The 23,753-nt window shown below is 70.9% G+C and carries 16 protein-coding genes; 6 read left to right on the top strand and 10 right to left on the bottom strand.

Features of this window, described 5'->3' with window-relative positions:
* Positions 1–109 precede the first annotated feature (109 nt).
* From HKK74_RS20220 to HKK74_RS20205, 4 genes are all read left to right on the top strand, one after another.
* Complete coding sequence (locus tag HKK74_RS20220; RefSeq protein ID WP_187244828.1) at positions 110–754, top strand: TetR/AcrR family transcriptional regulator; 645 nt, start codon at positions 110–112, stop codon at positions 752–754.
* Positions 755–772: 18 nt separating this feature from the next.
* Complete coding sequence (locus HKK74_RS20215) at positions 773–916, top strand: hypothetical protein (protein ID WP_222722517.1); 144 nt, start codon at positions 773–775, stop codon at positions 914–916.
* Between the two features lie 404 nt (positions 917–1,320).
* Positions 1,321–1,686 carry a histone-like nucleoid-structuring protein Lsr2 gene (locus HKK74_RS20210; protein ID WP_187244827.1) on the top strand — a complete coding sequence of 122 codons (366 nt, stop codon included), beginning with the start codon at positions 1,321–1,323 and terminating at the stop codon, positions 1,684–1,686.
* A 30-nt stretch (positions 1,687–1,716) separates the two neighbouring features.
* Positions 1,717–2,112, top strand: coding sequence for a histone-like nucleoid-structuring protein Lsr2 (locus HKK74_RS20205; RefSeq protein WP_187244826.1), 396 nt, complete (start codon positions 1,717–1,719; stop codon positions 2,110–2,112).
* A gap of 182 nt (positions 2,113–2,294) precedes the next feature.
* On the opposite strand, the gene HKK74_RS20200 is transcribed toward HKK74_RS20205, so the two are convergent.
* The 10 genes from HKK74_RS20200 to HKK74_RS20155 all read right to left on the bottom strand — a co-directional run bounded on the left by HKK74_RS20200 (position 2,295) and on the right by HKK74_RS20155 (position 20,559).
* Positions 2,295–3,512, bottom strand: a complete 1,218-nt coding sequence (locus HKK74_RS20200) for a threonine synthase (RefSeq protein ID WP_187244825.1) — start codon at positions 3,510–3,512, stop codon at positions 2,295–2,297.
* Between the two features lie 196 nt (positions 3,513–3,708).
* The gene (locus HKK74_RS20195) at positions 3,709–5,769 is read right to left on the bottom strand and encodes a YehQ family protein (RefSeq protein ID WP_187244824.1); all 2,061 of its coding nucleotides are present in this window, start codon (positions 5,767–5,769) and stop codon (positions 3,709–3,711) included.
* On the bottom strand, positions 5,766–6,914 hold the full coding sequence (locus HKK74_RS20190; RefSeq protein ID WP_187244823.1) for a VWA domain-containing protein: 1,149 nt from the start codon (positions 6,912–6,914) through the stop codon (positions 5,766–5,768). The genes HKK74_RS20195 and HKK74_RS20190 overlap by 4 nt, the downstream gene beginning before the upstream one ends.
* On the bottom strand, positions 6,911–9,232 hold the full coding sequence (locus HKK74_RS20185) for a DUF5682 family protein (protein ID WP_222722515.1): 2,322 nt from the start codon (positions 9,230–9,232) through the stop codon (positions 6,911–6,913). Before HKK74_RS20185 ends, HKK74_RS20190 begins: the two co-directional genes overlap by 4 nt.
* 20 nt (positions 9,233–9,252) lie before the next feature.
* Positions 9,253–10,353, bottom strand: coding sequence for an AAA family ATPase (locus HKK74_RS20180; protein WP_187244821.1), 1,101 nt, complete (start codon positions 10,351–10,353; stop codon positions 9,253–9,255).
* A gap of 141 nt (positions 10,354–10,494) precedes the next feature.
* The gene (locus HKK74_RS20175) at positions 10,495–13,833 is read right to left on the bottom strand and encodes a DUF4132 domain-containing protein (protein ID WP_187244820.1); all 3,339 of its coding nucleotides are present in this window, start codon (positions 13,831–13,833) and stop codon (positions 10,495–10,497) included.
* Positions 13,834–13,884: 51 nt separating this feature from the next.
* Positions 13,885–14,910, bottom strand: a complete 1,026-nt coding sequence (locus HKK74_RS20170) for a DUF4132 domain-containing protein (protein WP_187244819.1) — start codon at positions 14,908–14,910, stop codon at positions 13,885–13,887.
* Positions 14,907–17,213, bottom strand: a complete 2,307-nt coding sequence (locus tag HKK74_RS20165) for a hypothetical protein (RefSeq protein WP_187244818.1) — start codon at positions 17,211–17,213, stop codon at positions 14,907–14,909. The genes HKK74_RS20170 and HKK74_RS20165 overlap by 4 nt, the downstream gene beginning before the upstream one ends.
* The gene (locus HKK74_RS20160; RefSeq protein ID WP_187244817.1) at positions 17,210–18,271 is read right to left on the bottom strand and encodes a DUF4132 domain-containing protein; all 1,062 of its coding nucleotides are present in this window, start codon (positions 18,269–18,271) and stop codon (positions 17,210–17,212) included. Before HKK74_RS20160 ends, HKK74_RS20165 begins: the two co-directional genes overlap by 4 nt.
* Before the next feature lie 11 nt (positions 18,272–18,282).
* Positions 18,283–20,559 carry a magnesium and cobalt transport protein CorA gene (locus tag HKK74_RS20155; RefSeq protein ID WP_187244816.1) on the bottom strand — a complete coding sequence of 759 codons (2,277 nt, stop codon included), beginning with the start codon at positions 20,557–20,559 and terminating at the stop codon, positions 18,283–18,285.
* Positions 20,560–20,761: 202 nt separating this feature from the next.
* Between HKK74_RS20155 and HKK74_RS20150 the strand changes: the two genes are divergently transcribed.
* Together HKK74_RS20150 and HKK74_RS20145 are read left to right on the top strand one after the other, a co-directional pair.
* Positions 20,762–22,186, top strand: a complete 1,425-nt coding sequence (locus tag HKK74_RS20150; protein WP_246491789.1) for an amidase — start codon at positions 20,762–20,764, stop codon at positions 22,184–22,186.
* 172 nt (positions 22,187–22,358) lie between these two features.
* Positions 22,359–23,690 carry a threonine/serine exporter family protein gene (locus HKK74_RS20145; RefSeq protein ID WP_187244814.1) on the top strand — a complete coding sequence of 444 codons (1,332 nt, stop codon included), beginning with the start codon at positions 22,359–22,361 and terminating at the stop codon, positions 23,688–23,690.
* Positions 23,691–23,753: the final 63 nt, after the last annotated feature.

Below are 23,753 nucleotides of genomic sequence, written 5' to 3'. Positions count from 1 at the left end.
TCGACCGTGGGCGAATCACCCACACTCACAGCTAACGGCACTACAGTTCCGTTTAACTGCCAGTGCCGACGGTACCATGAGAAGTGGCAAATGGAACTGGAGGCCCGTTTTGAGTGCTGAGGGCGCACAGCCGGGAACGGTTCGACCCGGGGGGCGCACCGCGCGGGTACGAGCCACGGTGCTGCGGGCGGTCGGCGACATCCTGGCGGAGCGGGGCTTCGCCCACCTGGACCTGTCCGATGTCGCGCGCCGCGCGGACGTGGGCAAGACGACCGTCTACCGCCGTTGGGGATCGGTGACGGCCCTGGTCGCCGACCTGCTGATGGACATGGCCGAGCAGTCATCGCCGCGCGCGCGGACGGGGTCGCTGCTCGGCGACCTCAAGGCCAACGCCCGGCTCGTGCAGCGGACACTGACCGACCCGCGCCAGGGGCCACTGTTCAAGGCCGTGATCGCGGCCGCCACGTGCGACGCTCGCACGGCCGAGGCCCTGCACCACTTCTATGACATCCGCATCCGGGAGTGGGCGCCCTGCGTGCGGCAGGCCGTCGACCGGGGTGAACTGCCCGAGGGCACCGATGCCCACGAGGTGATCCGCGCCGTCTCGGCCCCTCTCTACTACCGCCTGCTGGCCAGCGGCGATCCCCTCGACGAAGCCGCCGCGGACCGCGCCGCCGAAGCCGCCGCGGCCGCCGCGAAGGCCGGCGCGTACGTCAAGGACCGGAAAGATGAAAAGATCGAGCGAGACGCGTAAGCCGACAAGGCGAGCGCGGTGACCGCACTCGTGGGCAAGTACCACGACGAGGGCGCCGAACGCGGTCGGTCCCACCGCGTGGTCGTCGCCGTCCATCCCAGTGTCAAGCCCGAGCCGGCCCAGCGCGATACCGCCGCCGGGCCTGAAGCCGCGGGTTCCTGAGCCCTTCTCCCGAGCGTGTGGAGTCGCGCGGATCGACAGTTTCCGGGCTCCGGCGATGACCTTACCCATGCCCCCCTAAAGGCGTACCACCGGGTGGCTCGGTAAGATCCCGCCTTGACCGCCGGTGTCATTGTGACGTCACGCCACAGGAGCGGCGAGGGCGCCAATTGCCGACGCCATCGGGCGATCGGAGCCGGCAACGCTATTTGCGGCGATTGCGCGCCGCCGAGGGCATCCGCTGCCGAGCGCGCGCGGTCAACATGGCCACGACATGGTGTGGATCGGCCGGTCAGACCACGACGCCGATCGGCTCTCGGACCTCACGACTCCTGCGGATGGCAGTCGTCCGGCGCTCGATCCCATTACCCTATGCTGAGGCGGGGCCGCCGAGAAAGGAACGTGCAGTGGCGACTAAAGTTATCATGGTGGACGATTTCGATGGCTATGACGGCGAAGACGTCGCCAAACGGGACTTCGAGATCGCTGCGACCAAGTACACTATTGATCTCGGCGATGAGAATTTTAAGAAGCTGCAAGAGGTGCTAGACGCCCTCGCGCCGTATCTCGAGAAAGCAGCAGAGGTCAAGCAGGCGGGCCGGGCCCGCAAGAGCTCGACCGACGTTGGCCCGCGCGTGCGCGGCTACTCCAACAGTGATGTTCGCGAGTGGGCCGGCCGTGAGGGCGTCGAGGTCAGCGCACGCGGCAAGATCGCCGATGAGGTCTACGAGAAGTTCATAGCCGCTCATCCGGATGCCAAGCCGGGAGACTGACCGGCTACCAGGCTTGGGAGGAACACTTTCATGGCACAGAGAACGGTCGTCGAGCTGCTCGACGACATCGACGGCAAAGCCGCCGACGAGACGGTGACGTTCTCGATCGACGGCGTCACCTACGAGATCGACCTGAGCGCGAAGAACGCGGACAAGCTCCGCAACAACTTCACGCCCTTCGTGGAGAAGGCGCGCAAAGCGGGCGGGCGCCAGGTCGGCCGCTCCGGCCGGGGCACCACCACGCGGACCACGCACACCCGTGAGCGCTCCGCGGACATCCGGGCCTGGGCGAAGCAGCACGGCATCACGGTGAACGACCGCGGCCGGATTCCCGCCCAGGTCGTCGCCGCCTACGAGGCCAACGACCCGAGCAAGGCCAAGGACGGCGGCAAGAAGGTCCCGCAGACCAGGTTCCAGGGCGCCTGACCGCTTCGTCGTCCTCGGTCGCCAGGCCGCGAACACCGAAAGCCGCGAACAATCGTACGATCACGCCAACGAACACGGTCGTGGTCGTACGATTGTTCGCCGCGTTTCGGCCCAAGATCCTGCGCCACGTGCCCCGCGAAAGAGCTGACGCGACACCGCGGCCTTCCGGACCGGACGTCACCTCATCCGAGATGGCCGTCGACCGGCAGTACCGGAGCGTCCACCGGAACCGTCTGGGGGTACTTCAGCCCGGCACCGGTGTTGAGCACGACGACCTGGTCATCCGCGCCGATCCAGCCCGAGGCGCGCAGCCTGCGCGCCGCCGTGAACGCGGCCGCCCCCTCCGGGCAGACGAAGGCGCCCTCCAGGGCGGCGACCTTCCGCAGGTCGGCGAGCAGTTCGTCGTCGCTCACGCTGATCGCGGTGCCCGAGGTCTCGGCCAGCGCCTCCAGGATGAGGAAGTCCCCGATCGCCTTGGGCACGTTGATGCCGAACGCGACCGTGCGCGAGTCGGGCCAGAACGTGCTCTCCCGTTCCCCGAGCTCGAAGGCGCGTACGATCGGCGCGCAGCCCTCGGCCTGCACCGCGACCAGCCGGGGCAGCGGCCCGCTGATCCAGCCCAGCTCGAGAAGCTCGTTCAGCGCCTTGTGGATCCCGATCAGCCCGACGCCGCCGCCCGTGGGGTAGATGATCACGTCGGGCAGCCGCCAGCCGAGCTGCTCGGCGATCTCCAGGCCCATCGTCTTCTTGCCCTCGATGCGGTAGGGCTCCTTGAGCGTCGAGGCGTCGAACACCTGGCCGCCCGCATGGGCCACGAGTTCCCCGACGATCCGCCCGGCGTCGCTGATGAGGCCGTCGACCAGGTGCAGGTCGGCGCCCGCGGCCACGCACTCGCGGCGAGTGATCTCTGGGGCGTCCACCGGCATGACGATCGTCGCGGCCAGCCCGGCCCGCGCGCCGTACACCGACCAGGCCGCTCCGGCGTTGCCGTTCGTCGGCATCGCCAGCCGCTTGATCCCGAGTTCGGCCGCGCGTGAGACGCCGACCGCCGCGCCGCGCGCCTTGAACGAACCCGTGGGGACCAGCCCCTCGTCCTTCATCAGCAGCCGGGGCAGCCCGATGCTCTCGCCGTACCGGGCCATCGGCAGCAGCGGTGTCATGCCCTCGCCGAGGGTGGTCACCGCGTCCGCGCGGCGCACCGGGAGCAGTTCGTGGTAGCGCCACAGGTCCGCCGGCCGGGCGGTGAGGTCGGCCGGGCGCACCGCGGATCGGGCCGCCGCGAGGTCATAGCGCGCGAGCAACGGGGATCCGCACGCCTCGCACAGGTTCTGCGGTCGGTCCGCGTCGTGGCCGGTCCCGCACCGTCCGCACTCGAGATGGGACAGGTGGCTGAAACTCACCGGTGCTCCTTTCCGCAAAGGGTTCCGCCGTCGGCTCGGACGCTCACGTTCTCATGTCCACGGCGACCATCGGGCCCGCCTGGCCGAAAGCAGGCAATTCAGACCGGAAAAGTATACGAACCGCCCGAGGCAGGGCGATCGGGTTACGTACGTTTCAGGTCGGGCGGTCGTGACCTCTACTACCTCGTCCACCCGGTCAGCTGAGTTCGGCGGTCGTGAGAAGGCGGAGCTGGGCGTTCACCCAGGCATCGGCCATCCGGCCGGTGTCATCGCCGCCGAGTACCGCGCCGAGCTCGGTGAGGAGACCGGCGGCGGTACGCAGACCTGCCTTGTCCAGCTCGGACACGGACTGCCCGATGCGGGCGTGGAAACCGGCCGGGACATGCCGCAGTCCGCGGTGCGCGGCCTCGGCGCAGGTGGCGAGAGCGGTCTCCAGCGCGCTGCTCAGGGGGTCCGCCCGCTGCTCGGTGCGGGCCATCAGCGCGGCATCGCCGTCGCCGGGCGCCAGGTCGGGCGAGGCGACGCCGTCGGCGGTCATGACCGCGATCGGGTCCAATTCGACCGTCCCGCGGACACGGCGTACGGATCCGCTGAGGTAGAGCGGGTCCCCGTGCTCCCCGCTCAGCGCCGAGGCCAGGCGGTCCAGCGCTCCCGGGCAGTACGGGTTGTACGCGGCGGACATGACCGCCGTCGTCCCCGCCTGATCGGCGATCACCGCCTCCAGCCGCTGGCCGCCCGGGTCGTAACCGATGTCCCTGACCTCGGCGATCTCGATGACCCGGACGAGCTCGGCCTCGACCCGTGGCCGGATGAGGCGCGGCGGGAGCGCACCGAGCATCGCGCCGAGCGCCCGCAGGTCCCGTACGAGCACCGTGTCGGGCAGGTGCTCCCAGGCCGCGCCCAGCGGAGTGATCGTCGATTTCGCCACCCGGCCGGCCGCCAGCCGCACGACGCGGCTGGCGCTGCGGGAGGCGGTCTCGGAGACGATGTTGGCGGCGGCGAACTCGCGGAGGGCCGAGCCGGCGATCCGGCGCGTGGCGAGGTCGTGGCCGGTCACGATCTCTCCGTCGGCGACCTCCCAGGCGCGCTTCAGCACCAAGACGATCCCGGAGCCGGCGTGGGCGAGGTAGACCCCCACTGAACGCCGCGCGTCGGTGCCGCCGACGCGACAGCCGAGGGAGACGAGCCGGACCCGGCGCAACGGACTCTCGGTGGACTCATCGGTGCCCAGCACCTGCGAGCGCGGGCTGCCGCCCTCGTGCCGGCCGGCCCTGTGCCGGGCATGGACCTCGGTGAGCAGCTCCGCGAAGCGTCCGGGGTCGTAGCCGGCGTCGCGCTCCCGGTATGCGGTCAGTTGCCCGGCGAGGTCGTCCAGGGCGGCGGCGGGCCAGTGCAGGCCGTTTCCGGTGAGCTCGCGCCCGGCCCGGATCAGTGCGGTGGCCACCACCGGACCGGCGTGCATGGCGCCGTCGAGCAGCACCTGGTCCACGATGCTCAACGCGGCCTCGAGACCGGAGCCCACCGTGGCCCGGTCGGCCCCGCCTCCCACGTCGATCCGGACGTCCGCACCGAACGCCCCCAGTTCGTCCGCCGCCCGGAAGGACCACACGGCGAGTGCGATGACCTCGCCGCGGATCGCGGCGATGGCGTCGGTATGCACGTAGCCGAGCTCTCCCGGCACGAGGAACCGGACCGTGCAGGTCGGCAGCTCCACGGACGCGACCGGGTCGGCGGCGGTGGGCCGGTGGATCCGCGCCGCGTAGCCCGCCCGGTGGGTGCGCCGGGCGGCGGCGACCGCGCGTTCGCCCAGAACGCCGGCCAACGCGTCGTCGTCGAAGGCTCCGGGCGACCAGTCCGGCGGGGCGACGCCGATCGCCTGCGCGGGCGAAGCCGGAGCGGCGACCTCCGCCAGGGGCTTCGGAGCGGTGCCCTCCATGGGCTCCGTGGATTCCATGGGCGCTGTGGGCTGCGCCTGCGCCGCCTGGCGCTGGTAGGCCAGGATCAGGCCTATCTGGTGGCGGCATACACCGGTGGCCGCACACGTGCAGGACGCACCGTCGAGGCCTGCCCTCGCCGGCAGCGTCGTCTCGACGTCATCGGGGAACCTTCCTCGGACAGTGCCGTTCTCGCCGTGCTCCACCTCCGGCGCGGCCCCCGCGTCGAGTTCCTTGGCCGCACGCTTGACCAGGCCCCGGTTGGCGAGTGCGGCGAGCGCGTCCGGAGTCAGGGCGAGCAGGTCGCCGCGGGTCGGGATCATCGGCCGATCCGTTCGGCGACGAAGGCGGCCAGCTGTCCGGGAGTCATCGCGCCGACGTGCGCGCCGACGTCGGCCAGGCGCTGCGCCATGTCGCGGTCGTAGGAGGGGGTGGCGTCCTCGTCGAGCGCGGCGAGTCCGAGAACCTGCGTGCCCTGCTGCACCATCTGGCGTACTGCGGCGACGAGCCGGTATTCGTCGCCGCCCTCGTAGAAGTCGGTGACGACCGCGACGATCGCCCGGCGCGGGTTCTCGATCAGTCCGGCGCCGTAGTCGACCGCCCGCGCGATATTGGTGCCGCCGCCGAGCTGGACCTTGAGCAGCAGCTCGACCGGGTCGGTGACGTCGGAGGTGAGGTCGACGACGTCGGTGTCGAACGCGATGAGGTGGGTCTTGAGCCCGGGCAGTCCCCACAGGCAGGCGGCGGTCACGGCGGAGTGGATGACCGAGCCGACCATGGAGCCGGACTGGTCGACGAGCAGAATCAGCTGCCACTGGTCGAGGTGCCGCCGCGTGCGGGACATGAACCGGGGATGCTCGATGTAGACCCGTTTCTCCTCGGGCCGGTAGTGGGCGAGGTTGGCCCGGATGGTGCCGTGGAAGTCGAAGTTGCGCGCCTGACGCATCCGGCTCGGCCGCCGGGACCGGGTGCCGTGGAACGCCTGCCGGACCTCGGTGGCCATCCTCCGCATCAGCTCGCGCACGACCTCTTCGACGATGCGCCGCGCGAGGGCGAGCACCTGCGGGTTCATCAGATGCTTGGTGCGCAGCACGGCGCGCAACAGCGTCGGGTTGGGCTCGATCCGTTCCAGGACGGCGGGGTCGGTGACCACCTCGTGGATCTCGTAGCGCTCGACGGCGTCGCGTTCGAGCCGTTCGATGGTCTCTTTGGGGAACAGGCGGTGCACGTCGTCGAGCCAGTCGACGGTGGTGAGCGCCGACGGTCCGTCCCCGCCCTGGCGGTCACCGGAACGCAGGATGCCACCGCGCCGTACGCCCCGGCGCTCCAGGTCGGGATCGCGGCCGTACAGCCAGCCCAGCGCGGCGTCCCGGTCCGCGGCGTCGCCGGTCAGGGGACCGGTGCACCCCTCGGCGGGCGCGCCCAGGATGAGCCGCCAGCGTTCGAGCCCCGGATCCGGCGTCGTCATGCCGGATCCCTCCGTGGCACGAGGCCCTCCGCGACGAGCAGCCGTTCCACATTCGCCTCCAATGCCTTCGCCTTAGCGATCATCAAGGGATCGGCTGCGGTCCGCAGCAGGGCCCGTGCCGAGCCGCGCAGTCCCCGCCGGTCCAGCAGCCGGCCGGCGATGATCTCACGCTCGCGCGGCGGGAAGAACTCGAACGCCTGCCGCAGTGCGGGCAGCGCCACCAGGAAGTCGTCCTCGGCCAGCGCGACGATCATCTCGTCCAGCACGCCGAGAACGCCCGCTCCGTCGGAGCTCTCGACGGCCAGCACCTCGTCTCTGGCCAGGGCGAACAGCCCTGCGAGCCAGTCACCGAGGGTGTGCGGCCCGGCCGCGCCACGTACCGCCCGCACCGGGTCGACCACGGTGCCCAGCGACCAGCCGAGCCCGAACGCAGCGCCGCGCAGGTCCGGCGGCGCGGCGGCGTTGGCACTGATCCGCCCGGCGACGGCGAGCGCGGCCTCCCGGTCCAGGCCGAGCGGCGCGGCGGCGTGCAGCAGCGCATCCCGGGTCGCGGCGAGCGCGTGCAGCCGCGTCAGGTCCGCGGGCGCGGGACCGCCGCGGATCCCCTCGACCAGCCACAGCACGCGCGTGACACATCCCTCGATGACCGTGCCGAACAGCGTGCTGCGAGCGGTTCCCAGTAGCTCGTCATGGCGCCACAGGCCGAGGACGGTGCTGAGAACCCGGCCGAGGTCGCCCACGTCGACGGCGCCCGCGATGCCTGCGGCGATGGTCTCGGCGATCCGACCGGACACGTCCACGCAGCCGCACAGCGCGGCGTCGAACAGCACGGTGGCGAGCCGTCCGGCGGCGGAGCCCGCCTCGGTCGCCCGTTCGTCGAGCGCGGCGGCCGCGGCGTCGCCGAGGGTGGCGCCGTACGCGCCCGCCTCGATCAGCGCCGGTAGCCGGTGGTCGCCGAACGACAGCGTCCACCTCTCCTCCAGTACCGGCTCCGCGGCCGTGGCCGGGCCGGACTCGCGTTCGACACCGGGAATCCGCAGGACCCGCAACCGGTGCAGGGCGCGGCTGCGGCGCAGGCCCCGCTCGTCGGTGAGCCGCACGGTGACGGTACCCGCCTGGTCGAGCTTCAGGCGTTCGAGCTCTGTGGCGACGTCGTGAACGAGCGGCGGCGCCGGTGTGCCGGGATGCAGCCGGCCGACGCGGTCTCCGCTCAAGGCGGTGACCATCTCGTTCACCGCCGGGTGTGCGCCGGGGGCGAGCGGCCCCCGGGCGGTCCACGGCAGCGGCTGATCCAGGTCGTCGGTCACCAGGGCAGCGACGAGTCCGTCGAGGAGATCGGTGCGCGCCGGGCGGTGGTGGCCGCGCAGCCGGGCGAGCCCTTCGGTGAGCGTGCGCGCGGCGATCAGATCCGCGGTGGAGACGACCTGCCGGCGTTCGCGCAGCCGGGTCACGACGGTCTCGGTGAGCGCCGAGGCGGCCTGCTCCGGACCGCCCTCCCACAGCCGCTGGTAGTACTCGGGCGACGGCATGCCCGACTGGTAGCCGGTGAACGAGTCCAGCCGCTGGAAGGAGTAGGGCACGAGGAAGCTTCCGCCGGCCGCGCCCTCGGGGGGGCGCGGCACCTCGGGCCATCCGGTTCCGTGTGGTGCCGGGCCGGAGTCCTCCTGCCCGGCGAGGGCCTGGAGCGCCGGGCGGTGGAAGCCACCGGTCACCACCACGACCGGCCGGTCCCCCGCGTCGGCGGCGGCCGCCCGGATCCATCGCGCCATGTAGGCCTCGCGGGCGGCGTCGTCCGGCCCCGCCGACGATTCCCCGCGCACCAGGTCGAAGTAGGCCGCCAGCCTCTCCTCAAGGCCCTCGTCGTCCGCGACCTCGAACAGGTGGTCCCAGAGGGTGTCGGTGTTGTCGACGGCGAACGATCGGCAGAGCCGCCGCGTGACCTCGGCGTAGCGTTCCTCGGCGTCGGCGTAGCGGTTGCGCCGGTCCGCGAACGCGGGGTGCCAGGCGGGCAGGTCGATGAACCGCAGTTCGGCGCCGTACGCCCGGCCAGTGGTGAGGGCGACCCACTCGGGGGAGTACGCGCAGAACGGCGACCACGACGCGTGTACGCGGGTCTCGTCCCGGTAGTGGCTGAAGATCGCCACCGGCAGGTCGTGGCCGAGCAGCAGCTCGTCCAGCCGGTCGCCGAAGTCGGCGGGCCCTTCCACCAGCACATACGCCGGGCGCAACGCCTCGATGGTCTGCCCGACCAGCCGGGCGCAGGCGGGACTGTGGTGCCGGACCCCGATGAACGTGACATTTTTGCCCCGACCAACCAACCCCGACCGACCTCCCGCCATCAGCCGGGCAGAAGGTTACGGGCGGCGTGCAGCGCCTTCCACTGCGCACCGTCGCGGCGCCGTGCCTGCTGCTCCAGATAGCGGCGCAGCCGGGCGAGGTCGTCGGGGTTGTCCTTCGCGGCGGTTCCGGCCAGGCACTCGACGATGTCGGCGGGTGCGCCCGCCTCTCCGCGCAGGAACCAGCCGCGAATGCCGACGGCATGCGCGACCGAGACCGCCTCGGCCGTGCTCATCACCGTCGACAGCCGGTCCATCGCCTGGCCGCTCCCCGTCATCCCGGTGCGCAGCTCCCGGAACGTCGTGACCAGAACCTCCAGCACGTCCCGGCGCGGCGGGACCCCGACGCCCGACCGTTCGAGCAACGTGGTGGCCTCGGCCTCGACCAGGCCCAGTTCGGTGGCGAAGTCGGCGATGGGGAACACGGTCTCGAAGTTGAACCGGCGCTTGAGCGCGGCACTCATCTCGTTGACGCCGCGGTCACGGGTGTTGGCGGTCGCGATGACGTTGAAGCCCTCACGGGCGAACACCATCGCGTCCGGACCGGTCAGCTCCGGGACGGCCAGCACCCGGTCGGACAGCGGGGACAGCAGCGAGTCCTGTACCTCCAGCGGGCAACGGGTGATCTCCTCGAACCGTACGGCCCTGCCCTCGGCCATGCCCCGCAGCAGCGGCGCTGGCACCAGGGACCGGGTGGACGGCCCCTCGGAGACCAGGAGCGCGTAGTTCCACGAGTACTTGATCTGGTCTTCGGTGGTCGCCGCGCCGCCCTGGATGGTCAGCGTGGAGTCACCGCTGACGGCTGCAGCGATCAGCTCCGACAGCAGCGACTTGGCGGTGCCCGGTTCGCCGACCAGCATCAGGCCCCGGCTGGTGGCCAGGGTGACCAGCGCCCGGTCGATCAGCGACGGGTCGCCCACGAACTTGCGGCGGACGCCCAGGGCGTCGTCGCCGACGATGAACCGGCGGGCCGCCTCCATGCTCAGCGCCCATCCGGGCGGCCGGGGCCCGGTGTCGGCCTCCCGCAGCCGGTCCAGCTCCTCGGCGAACCGCACCTCGGCGGGGGGCCGCTGCACCATCTCTTCAGTGGTCTTCTCAGTCATCGTCTTTTCTTCCAGGTACGGGGTCAGACCGCGGGCTGTGCCGGCTCGGTGAGCACCTCGGACACGGTCACGGGATCCGGCTCACCAAGCGCGATGCTGGGGGCCTCCACCAGGATCCGCGGAACTCGATGCTCGCCTCGGTCATCGGGCGTCCACGCCGCCGGTCAGGCTGGTCAGGTCGGCGAGGATCTCGGAGGCGGTCGCCGGGTCGAGGTCACCGAAGCGGAACGAGGAACCGTGGCGTGCCGAGAAGTCCACGGCATGGTCGGTGAGCCAGATGCGGTCGAGCTTCTGCACGGGAACCTGATCCGGAGAGCCGAGCCCGAAGCCCGGGTCCAAGTCGATCATGATGCGGCGGTTCCCGGGAAGCTCACGGGAGATCCAGTCCCGTCCGCCATCCGGCGACCCGCCGCTCTCCCAGCCACGCCGATCCAGCCCAAGGATCTTCCCGAACGACGCATCGCGCCCCTCGAACCGAGTGAGCCTGTCGATGCGGGATTCCTGCTCGGTGAGCGCGTACACCCGCCTGCCGATCTGGGGAAATGGCTGTAGGACCTCGTAGTCCTCCAGCGTCCGCGACCAACCGGGGATGTCGTCGCCCAGATCGAGTGGGTGCGCGATGCCGACCTTCGCCGACTCGGGCAGGGTCAGCACGTCATCCTCGACATCGGCGAGGGTGCGGTCCTCGGCCAGCCGGAACGCCGTCGTCTTGCCGCCCTCCTCGCTCAGCCATACCAGCCGCCGCGCGATGTGCCAGACCAGAGGATGCTCCGCGAACAACATCCGGAACTCGGCGGGCGCCCACCGCCGCCGCATCACCATCGCCGACTCCAGCCGCCGAACCGTGTCCTCGGCGACCGTCTTGACATCCTTCTTCAACCCGGAAAACCGCTTGTACGCCGCGGTGGCCGACTCGTCGTCCTCAGCGCCCGGCTTCGGCAACGCCTTGAGCAGCCTGCCGTCCTCATCCGTCACGTACGGCCGAAGCTGCTCGTCGAAGCCCACGTGGAAGCGGCGCGGACCGTAGTCGAGAATCATGCTCCCGTCGGAATCCAACCCGAAGTCCGGAACGAGTCGGTCGGCGAGCCGCTCGGGGCTCAGCTCCAATGCGGCGGCGATCTGCTCGATCTTCTCCTGCGCCCGGGTCTTGAGCCCCTTGAACTTCGCCTTCTGCGCGATGCCGTGCAGGTGCATCAACGCCACGTCGGTCCCGATCGCGGCGAGGACGTCCACCCCGTCCACCGCCTTCCGGTGCGCGCCCTTTCCAGGCCACGCCCGGATCACCTCGGTGAGCCGGCGCACCGTCTCGTCATCGCCGAGCCGGCCGAGCTGAGTCAGCGCCCACCCGTTCTTGGGCGGCCCGCCCTGCTGTTCCCAGCGCTCGAACAACGCCCAGCCGAAACCGGCCAGCGAGACCGGATCGCACACCTCACGGATCACCTCGATGCCCGCGTAGACCTCACCCGGCTTCGACATCGCCAGCATGGTGAGCACGTGCCCGGTCGCCGCGGTCGGCAGCGCCTTCTTGCGACCACGCAACAAGATCTGCGGGAGCAGGACCGGATCCAGCCAATCTTCGATCCTCGGCACCCTGGCCGGAAGTATCTCCAGCGGGTCGGTCGCCAGCAGCGCTTCGATCCCACCTCCCGCCTCGTCACCGAGGTCCCGCGCGGCCGCCACGATCTCATCGGCACCGATCTTGGAAGCCAGCAGGCGCAGCGCTTCCTCCGCCTGTCTCCGCTCCGTGCCCACCGTGCCCAAGGCGGCGGGGAACAACATCCGCGCGGCGTCCGCACCATGCCGCCCGAACCACGCGATCGCCGCCTGCCTGACCGACTTGAGCCGGAGCCAGCCGGCCATCAGTCCCGCGATCTCCGCATTGAGGCACGGCAGCAACAGCGGGGCAGCGTCGGCCGGGTAATATCTCTCGATCCACGACATCACCGGAAGCGCGTCCGTTCCGAACCGGCCCACGATCGACTTCAGCGACGGAACGTCGCTGATCTCGTAGCGGAAACGGTCCCATTCGGCGAGCAGCGGCCGAACCAGGCGCTCGGGGCCCTGCGTCAGCAGGCGCGGGTCCCAACACCAAGGGACACGACCGTCCCGAAAACACGTGATCGCCTCTTCCCAGTCGGTGACCTCGGGAAGCAGCGGCCACCGTCGAGAGACGTGCGAGGCGGCCCATGCCTCTCGCTCGTCCGGAGCCCAGCGCATCCGCTGGTCACCGGGCGGTGTGAGGCCCGCGATGACGACCGGCTTTCTCGCCTTCCGCTTGCGGGTCCACGGAGGCTCCACCAGCAACCGGGGCAACGCGTCCGCCGGCGACTCCTCCACCCGCGCGTCAGCCGCCAAGACCGACTCGATGGCCGCACGGGCCTCATCCGGAAGACCAGGCAGCATCGCGGCGGTCAACTCCGGGTTGGCCCGAACATGATCGTTAAGTGGCTCGGTGGCGCCCGCCGCGGCCAGCAACCTCAACGCCCGCGCCGGGAACCTCCTCATCGCCGTGGTCAACGCGGGCTTGACGTACTTCTGGTCGATCCGATCCACCAGCGCCTGGAAGGCCTCATCGAAGGGCAGATGGGCGATCACCTCGAGCACCCGCCTGCGCTCGTCGCTGTCGAGGAGATCCTCATCGAGGGTCTGGACGAACGGAGGGAGGGCGACCGGGCCCGCGCCATCGGCCAGCGTGACGAGCAGGCCCATGGAGCAGTCGTTCCGCGGGCGCATCACCGTCCACGCGCTGAGCTGGTCCGCGGTGCTGAACGCATGAGATACCAGCCACCAGGGCTCCTCGGCGACCCGACCGGTGACGGCCCCGCCCGTGACCAGACGGGTGGCACGGCACTCGTCCAGCCAGTCCTGCCGCGTCGGCACCAGGTACGACACGATCACCTGCTGCACGGGACTCCGGCGGTGACCCGCGAGCCGATCGACCGCCTCCCGATACTCCCGGTCGTCGACCGCGGCCAAGAGGGTGCGCGTCCGCCGTAGGGTCTCGCGCCACACGTCGCTGTCCGCGACGTAGCCGTGCCGGCTCCGAGTCGCCTCCCAGCCGCCGACGCCGCTCCGAGTAGCCAAGATCACGCCGAGTTCCACCAGCGCGCACGCGGCGAACGCCGGCCCGTGCTCGACGATCCAGGAATCCACGAACGCGGTCATCTCACGGGCGGGCAGGACCCATCGCTCGTGCGTCCTCAGCGCCGTAAACACCACGCTCGCCGCCGCACGCTCCGGGCTTGCCTCGGCGGTCAGCTGCCGTCGTAGCTTGGCCAGCTCAGAATCATCGCCGAGCCGAATCGGATCGCCTCCGGCTCGCGCCTGTTCCACGAGCTTCCGCGCGATCTCGCCCGCGGTCTTGTCGACCTCGACCCGTGGCCCGGGAAGACCACCGTGCCGGGGATGCAAATGCCGCAGCAGCGAGTCCGGAAATACCAGGGTGTCCTCGTCCGGCAACGCGGGAAGTCGATCGGTCATGCCGCCACACCGTAACGGAGCGCTACGACAAACACCCGCAAACGACACGGTTCAGACTGCCGACTCGGCCAGCTCGGTGAGGTCGGTGAGGATCTCGGAGGCGGTCACCGGGTCCAGCTCGCCGAACGCGTACGGGCCGACGCGGTCCGGGTCGTAGTCACCCGGCTGCGCACCGAGCCAGACGTGCTCGAGCCGCTGCTCGGGGAGCATCTGGACATGGCCGGCCTGAATTCCCGGGTCCAGGCTGATCACAATGTGCAGGCCGCCTGGGGTCTCTCGGGAGATCCAGCATTCGACGCCGCCGTCCAGTGGTTCGCCGCGCCGCCAGCCGCGCCGTTCCAGCCCGAGGACCTTGCCGAACGGCACGGTGAGCCCCTCGAAGCGGTGCAGCCGGCCGCCCCGGGCTTCCTCGTCGGTGAGCGTGTCCACCGGCCGGCCGAGCTGCGGGAACGGCTGCAGGATCTCGTAGTCGGCGAACACCTCCACCCAGGCGGCGAGTTCCTCGCCCAGGTCCAGCGGATGTGCGATGCCGATCGACGCCGACTCCGGAAGGGTCAGGACAACGTCGCCGGCGTCGGCGAACGTGCGGTCCTCAGCCACCCGGAACGCTGTGACCTTGCCACCGTCCTCGCTCAGCCACACCAGCCGCCGCGCGATGTGCCACAGCAGCGGATGTGCGACGAACAGGATCTGGAACTCCGCCGCCGTCCACCGCCGCCGCGCCACCATGGCCGACTCCAGCCTGCGGATCTGGTCGCCCGCCGCCGCCCGGACATCCTTCTTCAACGCGGCGAACCGCTTGTACGCCGCATGTGCCGGCTCATCGTCGTCCTTGACGCCCGGCCTCGGCAGTGCCTTGAGACGCCTGCCCCGCCCATCGTTCACGTACGGCCTGAGCTGCTCATCGAAACCCACGACGAAGCGCCGGGAACCGTAGTCGAGAGTGAGACCGCCCTCGGGGCCCAGCCCGAAGTCCGGCACGAGGCGGTCGGCGAGCTGTTCGGGGGTGAGCTCGAGCTCCCGGGCGACCTCCTCGATCTTCTCCTGCGCCCGCGCCTTGACGCCCTTGAACTTCACCTTCTGCGAGATGCCGTACGATGCGTCAACGCCACATCGGTCCCAATGGCGGCCAGCACCTCCAGCCCGTCCACCGCCTTCTTGTGGCCCCCCTCCCCCGGCCACGCCCGGATCACCGGGGTCAACCGCCGCACCGTCTCATCGTCCCCCAGCAGGCCGAGCTGGGTCAGCGCCCACCCGTCCTTGGCCGGAGCACCATGGGCCCGCCACTGCAGGAACACCACCCACGCGAACTCGGCCAGCGACTCCGGATCGCACAACTCCCGGACGACCTCGACCCCCGCGTACGCCTCGCCGGGCTTCGACATCGCCAGCGTGGTGATCACATGTTCGGTCGCGGCGACCGGCAGCGCCAGGTCACCACCGCGCAGCAGCACCTGGGGCATCAGGCCCGGCTCCAGCCAGTCCGCCGCCTTCGGCGGTCTGGCCGGGAGGATGTCCAGCGGATCGGTCGCCAGCAGCGCCTCGATCGCCCCCGCGGCCGCCTCTCCGTTCGCCGCTGCCGCTGCCGCAGCCGCCACGATCCTCTCGGCACCGGCCTTCGCCGCGATGAGCCGCAGTGCGCCCTCGGCCTGGCGGCGCTCCTTCGAGAGCTTGCCGAGCGCGGCGGGGAACAAGAGCCTTGCCGCATCGACGCCGTGCCGGTCGAACCACGCGATCGCGATCGTCCGTGCCGACTTCAGCCGGGCCAGCCAGCCGGCCATCAGCGCGGCCACCTCGGCGTCCAGGAACGGAAGCAGGACGCTCCCCTGGGAGGCCGGCTGCGTCCTGGCGGCCTCCAGCGCGTGCGGCAGCGCCTCGAGCTCGTACCGGGCGACGAGCGCCTTCATCCACTCGACGGCGAACCACCAGCTTCTGGGCCGCCAGTCCGCGAGCAACGGGCGGACCAGATCCTCAGGGCCGTGGTTGAACAGCTTGAACGCCACGTACTGGTTGGAGGGTCTCTTCTGGAAGGCCGCAAGGTCCCTTTCCAGCTCCGACCGGTCCGCGGAGGCCACATAGCCTCTGCCGTCGGCCCTGGCCCACTCCTCCCGCTCACCCGGCGTCCACCTCAGGGCCCGCTCGACGCCGGCCGGATCGCCGGGCATGACAAGCGGTTTGTGCGCCTTGCGCTTTTGGGTCCACGGCGGCTCGACCAGCAGCCGCGGAAGGGCGTCCGCGGAAGCGTCCGCGACCCTGGCGCGCTGGACTGCCTCGATGACCGTACGCGCCACGTCGGGAAGCCTCGGAACCACCGCGGCGGTGAGCTCGGGCTCGTCCAGCAGATGCCTGGTCAGCAACTCCTTCGCCAAGACGGCCGACTTCGACCCGCTCGCCGCCACTGACGGCAACACGCGGAGCGCACGCACCGGGAAACGCCGTGCCATCGCCCGCATCGCGGGCAGGACGTACGCCTTGTCGAGCCGGGTGGCCATGAGCCTGAACGCCTCATCGCCAGGGAGCGCCCCGAGCACTTCGAGGAGCACCTGGCCAGTTCCCTCGCTGAGCCCCTCGTCGAAAGCACCGGCCAGGACCGGTGCGATGGCCGGCCCCACACCCTCGGCCACCGTGGCGAGCAACTCCAGGGAATGTTCCCCCCTCGCCAACCGCGCCCACCCACCGAGCCGCGCGAGCTGCTCGGCGGATCCCAGAGCACACCAGAGCATCGTGGCGTCGTGCGTTTCAGAATATTGGGCGCGGCGCGGCGGCTCGGCACAGCATTCCGCCACCCAGTCCTGCCGGGTCGGCACCAGGAACGACACCACGATCCGCTGCAGCGGAGTCCGCCGGTGATCCGCCAACCGGCCGACCGCCTCCGCGTAGTCCCGCTCGTTCGCGGCGGCCAGCAGAGCACGCAGCCGCCGCCCGGCCGATGCCCCCACCACCCCGTGCCATCCGCTGTGCCTGACGAGGTGGGGGAAGTCCTTTCGCCTCAGATCAAGGTCGACAGTGATCCCACCGAGCTCTGCGAACGCACACGCGGCGAAGGCGAGCCCATGCTCGACGACCCAGGCGTCCACCCACTTCTCCAAGGGGAGACAGGGCTGTGTGGCCTTGGAGTCGATCTTGCGGAGCACTGCGGCACCGAGCGGATTCGCCTCACCACTCAAGTGGTCACGTGCCCGCCGGACGAGCTCCCGCTCACTGCCTTCGTGATCGAGGACCGTCTCGAGGAAGGGACGGATGGTCTGGACACGCCTCCGCACCCGCGCGGGGGCGAGATCCTTGATCTTGATCTCGGAGACCGGAACGCCGCCGCGCCGCGGGTACAACCGCTCACGCCACGAGTCCGGGATGACCAGGGCGGTCTCATCGCGATTCATCGGGCGGACTCGGCCAGCTCGGTGAGGTCGGTGAGGATCTCGGAGGCGGTCACCGGGTCCAGTTCCCCGAACGCGTACGGGCTGACGCGGCTCGGGAAGTAGTCATACGGCTGGTCGCCGAGCCAGATGTGCTCGAGCCGCTGCTCGGGGTCCATGTCCACGTTACCGACCTGAATCCCCGGATCCAGGTTGATCACGACGTACCGGCCGCCGGGGACCTCGCGGGAGATCCAGCGCTCAGTGCCGTTGTCCAGTGGCACGCCCCGCCGCCAGCCGCGCTTCTCCAGCCCGAGCACCTTGCCGAACGGCACGCTCAGCCCCTCGAACCGCTCCAGCCGCCCGCTGGTGCGTTCCTCGTCGGTGAGGACGTGCACCGCACGGCCGAGCTGCGGGAACGGCTGCAGGATCTCGTAGTCGGCGAACACCTCCGACCACGCCCCCAGCGCGTCGCCCAGGTGCAGCGGATGCGCGATGCCGACCAGCGCCGAGTCCGCCGGCGTGAACACGTCGTCATCGATGTCGGCGAAGCTGCGATCCTCGGCGAGGCGGAACGCCGTCGCCTTGCCACCGTCCTCGGCCAGCCACACCAGACGCCGCACGATGTGCCAAACCAGCGGATGGCCGACGAGGTACTCCCGGAACTCGGCGGGCGTCCACCGGCGGCCCGTCGCCATGGCCAGCTCCATGCGCCGCAACTGGATCGGGGCGATCGCGCGCACGTCCTTCTTCAGCTCGGTGAACCGCTGGTACGCGGCGGGCGCGGCCTCGGCGTCGTCCTTGGCCCCCGGTTTCGGCAGGGCCTTGCGGCCCGTGCCGTCCTCGCCGGCCACGTACGGCTTGAGCTGCTCGTCGAAACCCACGATGAAGCGGCGCGGGCCGTAGTCGAGGACCATGCTCCCGTCGGCGTCCAGCCCGAACCCGGGGACGAGGCGATCCCCCAGCTGCTCCCCCGTCAACCCCAGCGCTTCGGCGACCTGCTCGATCTTCTCCTGCGCCCGCTGCTTGAGCGCCTTGAACTTCACCTTCTGCGCGATGCCGTGCAGCTGCGTCAACGCCACGTCGGTCCCGATCAGCGCCAGCGCGTCCAGGCCTCTGACGCCTTGGCGTGCCCGCCCTCACCCGGCCAGGCCCTGATGATCGGCGTCAGCCGCCGCGCCGTCTCATCGTCGCCGACGCAGCCCAGCGCGGTCACCGCCCAGGCGTCACCGGCCGTCTCTCCGCGCTCACGCCACCGTTCGAACAACGCCCAGCCGAACTCCGCGAGCGACTCCCCGTCGCACAGCTCCCGGACCACCGCGATCCCGGGGTCCACCTCCTCGGGCGTCGACATCGCGAGCATCGTGACCAGGTGCCGTACCGCTCCGGCCGGCAGCGCCCGCTCACGGCCGCGTAGCAGCACCTGCGAAAGCGCGCCCGGGGCGGCCCACTCCCCGACCTTGGGCACCTTGCGCGGAACGAGGTCCCGCGGATCCGCCGCCAGAAGCGCCTCGATGGCGGCGACCGCATCGTCACCATGAGCCCGTGCGGCCTCGATGACGGCGTCACCGCCGAGTTCGGACGCGAGGAAGTGCAACGCGTATTCGGCGCCCCGCCGCTGTGTCCCCAGCCTGCCGAGCGCCGCGGGCAGCAGAAATGGCACGGCCGCGGCCCCGTGCATCCCGAACCACACGGTCGCGATCTCCCGGGCCGTCTTGACCCGCAGTAGCCAGTCGGCGGCGAGCGCGGCCACCTGGGCGTCCAGGTACGGCAGCAGCAGCGATCCGAAGCGGGCCGCGTTCGACGTGGCGAATTGCACGGCGACCGGGAGCGCGTCCAGCTCGTAGCGCGCCACGACGTGCCGCATCCATTCCTCGGGACGGCAGGTGCCGTCGGAGCTGTTCCAGCCTCTCGGCCGCCAGTCCGCCAGCAGCGGGCGGATCAGCTGCTCGGGTCCCAGTGTGATGATCGGGACCTCGTCGTATCCGAGAAGCCGACCGGACCGGAGATCCTCGATCCGCCGCGCCCAGCCCGGGTCCTTGTCGTAGGTCGGAGGGCTCTCCCAGTGACGGCCTGATTCCAACGGCTCGTCCATCGGCCAGCGCGCAGGGTAGAAGAGGCCCGTGTGCAGCCATCTCTCCCGCTCGCCCGGTTCCCAGGCCATGCTCGGCCCGGTGGCAGGCGTCAGTCCTTTGATGACGACCGGCTTCGTCTTCGGCTTCTCCCGCGCCCACGGCGGGTCGACCAGCAGCGGGGGCAGGGCCTCGGCCGACGCCTCGGGGACGCGTTCCACGGCGGCCGTGATCCGTTCGATCACCTCCTGGACCTCGGCCGGGAGGTCCGCGACAACGGCCACGAGGAGCTCGGCGTTGGCGCTCAGATGCTCGTTCAGCAGCTCGGCGGCCGTGGCGCCGTCGGCCTGTGCGAGCAGCCGGATCGCCCGTACCGGGTAACGACTCATCGCCTCCAGCAGGGCGGCCCGGAAATGCGGCCGGTCGACCCGTTCCAACAGCAGCTCGAACGCCTCGTCGGACGGCAGCGCGGAGAGCACGTCGAGGAGCGCCCTGCGCCGCTCGGGATCGGGATCCAGCCGGTCCATCGCCTCGGCCAGCAACGGCGCGATGGCGGGGCCGACGCCCTCGGCCATCGTCGCGAGATTCTCCAGATAGCAGTCGGGGTAGGTCAGGTTCGCCCACCCACCGACCAGCTCGAGTTGCCCGGCCGACCCGAGCGTGCACAGCATCATCTGCCGCGGGTAGCAGTCGGGCGCGGCGCAGCACTCGTCCACCCAGTCCAGCCTGGTCGGCACAAGGTAGGCGGTGATGAACCTCTTCATGGGCGTCCCCCGGCGCTCCGCCAGGCGGTCCACGGCCTCCTGATACTCCTGATCTCCGATGGCGGCCAGCAGTGCCCTGAGCCGGCGGGCGGCCGGGGGCATCCGATAGATGTCCAGGACCTGACCCGGCTTGACGTCGATGTCGCAAAGCTCCGTGAACGCGCAGGCGGCGAACGCCGGCCCGTGGACGGCGACCCAGCCGTCCACGAACCGCTCGTGCTCCTCAGAGGTGGCGATCCGGCTACGCCCGATCATGACGGCCGCGAGCAGCGCCGCACCTCGCGGGTCGGCGTCGCCCGCCAGGTGCCTGCGGGTGCTCTCGGCCAGTTCCCGGTCGCAGCCCGGGTCGGCGATGAGATGTTCGGCCTCGGCCCGGCCGTCCTCCTCCAGCGAACGCAGCGCCTCGCCCGCGGCACCACCGATCGTGATCTTCGGACCGGGAACTCCACCCCGGCGCGGATGCAGGCGCCGCCGCCAGCCCTTCGGAATCACCAGAGTGTTCTCATCCGACAGCGGAGCGAGTTGATCAACCATGTCGCCACACCGTAGGGCAGCCAGACGACAAAACCGCCGGCTTCAGGACTTTCGCCCCTCAGCCGGCAGCGACGTGGCGGGGCCGACCGGCGAGAACCGCTGATCGCTCATGCCGCCGCACCGTAATGGAGGGAGACGACGAACCCGCTCGACACGGCACCGGGCACAATGGCCGCCAGAGGCTCCTTCAGGAGGGACTGCGTTGTCCACAGAGATCTGCTTCTCGTCGGCCCGGGACCTTGCGCGCCGCCTGCGCACCCGCGAGGTTTCGGCCCGCGAGGTCGTCGAGGCGCATCTGGCGCAGATCGAGCGGGTCAACCCGCGGGTCAACGCCATCGTGACCCTCACCGCCGAGCCGGCACTGGAGCGAGCCCGCGCCGCCGATGAACGGCTCGCCTCCGGCGCCGAGGTGGGGCCGTTGCACGGGCTGCCGGTCGCGCACAAGGACACCCACGACACCGCCGGGATACGCACGACGTACGGCTCTCCGCTGCTGGCCGGCAACGTGCCCGAACGCGATGAACTGATCATCGAACGGATGCGCGCCGCCGGGGTCATCACACTCGGCAAGACCAACGTGCCGGAGTTCGCGGCGGGCTCGAACACCTTCAACCCGCTCTTCGGCGCGACCCGCAACCCCTATGACCTGACCCGGTCCGCGGGCGGGAGCAGCGGTGGCGCGGCCGCCGCGCTCGCCTGCGGCATGCATCCGCTGGCCGATGGCAGCGACATGGGCGGTTCGCTGCGCAATCCGGCCTCGTTCTGCAACGTCGTCGGGTTCCGCCCCTCGCCCGGACGGGTCCCGACCTGGCCGGAGCAGGCGGGATGGTCGACCATGTCCGTGCAGGGCCCGCTGGCTCGCACCGTCGCCGACGCCGCGCTGCTGTTGTCGGTGCTGGCCGGTCCGGACCCGCGCTCGCCCATCGCACTGGAGGAGCCGGGCTCGTCGTTCGGCCGGCCGCTGGAGCGCGACCTCTCCGGTTTGCGGGTGGCCTGGTCGGCGGATCTGGGCGGCACCGTTCCGGTCGATCCGGCCGTGACCCGGGCGCTCGAACCCGCGGTCAAGGTGTTCACCGATCTGGGCTGCGTCGTCGACCAGGACTGCCCCGACCTGTCCGGCGCAGAGGAGGTCTTCCGCACGCTGCGCGCATGGCAGTTCGAGATGATCATGGGCCCGCTCCTCGACCGCGAACGCGAACGCATCAAGCCCTCACTGGCCCGGAACATCGAGGCCGGGCGGGCTCTCACCGGACGCGATCTCGCCACCGCCGAGACGCTGCACACCCGGCTCTATCACCGGGTACGCGAATTCTTCGAACGTTACGACCTGCTGCTGCTTCCGGTCAGTCAGGTCCCCCCGTTCGACGTCGAGCTGGAATACCCCACCGAGGTGGCCGGCGAACCCACGCCCAACTACCTGGACTGGATGCGCTCGGCCTACTTCATCTCCGCGACCGGCTGCCCGGCGCTGTCGGTGCCCGCCGGGTTCACCGCGGACGGGCTGCCGGTGGGCCTGCAGATCGTCGGTCCGCACCGGGCCGACTTCGACGTCCTGCGGGCTGGGCACGCGTTCGAGCAGGCCACCCGGTACGGCGAGCGGCGGCCGGGGGTCGTGGCGGCCCCCTGACGGAGAACCGACCCCGGACGTCCCCATGCGCCATGGTCGGAAAACCCAGTGATCTCGAACTTCCCGGGCCGGTACCGTGCCGGGTACCCTGCGCGGGATATCGGCTGATGTGGGGTCAGGTAGGGGCATAGTGGCGGCTACGGAGCGACTGCGACGAACCTGGCGTGCCCTGATGAGCGGAGCGCCGTCCGACGCGCCGCCCGAGCCGGAGCCCGGCGAGATCATCTCCTACCGTTCGATCGATCTCGTCCTGCGCGTCGGGGAACTGCTCCTGGCGAGTGGTGAGCCGACCGAACGTGTCAACGAGGCGATGCTGAGCCTCGCGGTGGCCTACGAGCTGCCGCGTTGCGAGGTCCAGGTCACCTTCACCGGCATCCTGGTCTCGGCGCATCCCGGCAACGGCGCTCCTCCGGTGACGGGAGCGCGGTCGATCCGCCGGCGTACTCCGGCGTACTGGCGACTCGTGGAGCTGAACCGGCTCGTCCATGACGCCTCGATCGGCCTGATCGATCTCGACGAGGCCCTCGAGCGGGTCAGGGAGATCAAGCGCCGCCGCGGACCGTATCCGCAGTGGCTGCTTGTCGTGGCCCTGGGCCTGATCGCCGCCTCGGCCGGTGTGCTCGCCGGCGGTGGCCCGCTCGTCGCCGGAACCGCCTTCATCGCGACGGTGCTCGGCGACCGGACCGCGGCCGCGCTGGCCAAACGCGGTATCGCGGAATTCTTCCAGCTCACCCTGGCCGCGGCCATCGGCACCACGAGCGCGGCGCTGGTGATCGCGGCAGGCGCGTCCGGCCAGGCGTCGACCATCGTCACCGGCTCCATCGTCGCGCTGTTGCCCGGGCGGCCGCTGGTGGCGAGCATTCAGGACGGCATCACCGGCGACCTGGTGAGCGCCGCCGCCCGGCTGCTCGAGGTGTTCTTCATCGTCGCCGCGATCGTCGCCGGTCTCGGCGTGTCCGTCTACCTCGCGGTCCGGCTCGGCGTGGCGATCGACGTCAACGATCTGCCGGCCGCTCCCCTGACGCTGCGACCGGTGGCGGTCCTCGCGGCCGCGGCCGTGTCGCTGACGTTCGCCGTCGCCCTGGCCGTGCCCCGCGACGTGCTGGTTCCCGCCGCCCTGGCGGGCGCCCTGATCTGGGTCCTGTACGTGCTGATCCTGCGCGCGGAGCTGCCACCGGTGCTCGCCTCGGCGCTGGCCGCGGTGCTCGTGGGCCTGCTCGGCAACCTCGTGGCACGCCGCCGCCGGGCGGCTGCGCTGCCCTACGTCGTGCCGGCCATCGCGCCGCTCCTGCCGGGGACGCTGCTCTACCAAGGCATGATCGAGCTCAATACCGGCGCCGCCACGACGGGCGTGCTCAGCCTGATCAGCGCCATGTCCGTCGCCCTGGCGCTGGGCGCCGGGGTCAACCTCGGCGGCGAGTTCGTACGCGCCTTCCAGCGGGTCGGGCACGGCGGATCCGGTCGAGGCGCCCGTCCCGCCGCCCGCCGCGCCCGAGGCTACTGACCCACCCATACGCCATGCGCACCTATACGCGGCCGTTTCGTTGAGTCGTGGCGTGTCGGGGCA

Origin of the sequence: Actinomadura alba (genome assembly GCF_014323705.1) — a bacterium.
GTDB lineage: Bacteria > Actinomycetota > Actinomycetes > Streptosporangiales > Streptosporangiaceae > Actinomadura_C > Actinomadura_C alba.
Note: the sequence above shows the minus strand (reverse complement) of the source record. Positions and strands in the feature narration are given on the sequence as shown.

What these genes read in the sequence shown, in the direction of transcription:
- HKK74_RS20165 (WP_187244818.1), bottom strand. Translation starts at nt 17,213, where the DNA reads ATGAATCGCGATGAGACCGCCCTGGTCATCCCGGACTCGTGGCGTGAG.
- HKK74_RS20175 (WP_187244820.1), bottom strand. Translation starts at nt 13,833, where the DNA reads ATGACCGATCGACTTCCCGCGTTGCCGGACGAGGACACCCTGGTATTT.
- HKK74_RS20180 (WP_187244821.1), bottom strand. Translation starts at nt 10,353, where the DNA reads ATGACTGAGAAGACCACTGAAGAGATGGTGCAGCGGCCCCCCGCCGAG.
- HKK74_RS20155 (WP_187244816.1), bottom strand. Translation starts at nt 20,559, where the DNA reads ATGGTTGATCAACTCGCTCCGCTGTCGGATGAGAACACTCTGGTGATT.
- HKK74_RS20145 (WP_187244814.1), top strand. Translation starts at nt 22,359, where the DNA reads ATGAGCGGAGCGCCGTCCGACGCGCCGCCCGAGCCGGAGCCCGGCGAG.
- HKK74_RS20190 (WP_187244823.1), bottom strand. Translation starts at nt 6,914, where the DNA reads ATGACGACGCCGGATCCGGGGCTCGAACGCTGGCGGCTCATCCTGGGC.
- HKK74_RS20195 (WP_187244824.1), bottom strand. Translation starts at nt 5,769, where the DNA reads ATGATCCCGACCCGCGGCGACCTGCTCGCCCTGACTCCGGACGCGCTC.
- HKK74_RS20205 (WP_187244826.1), top strand. Translation starts at nt 1,717, where the DNA reads ATGGCACAGAGAACGGTCGTCGAGCTGCTCGACGACATCGACGGCAAA.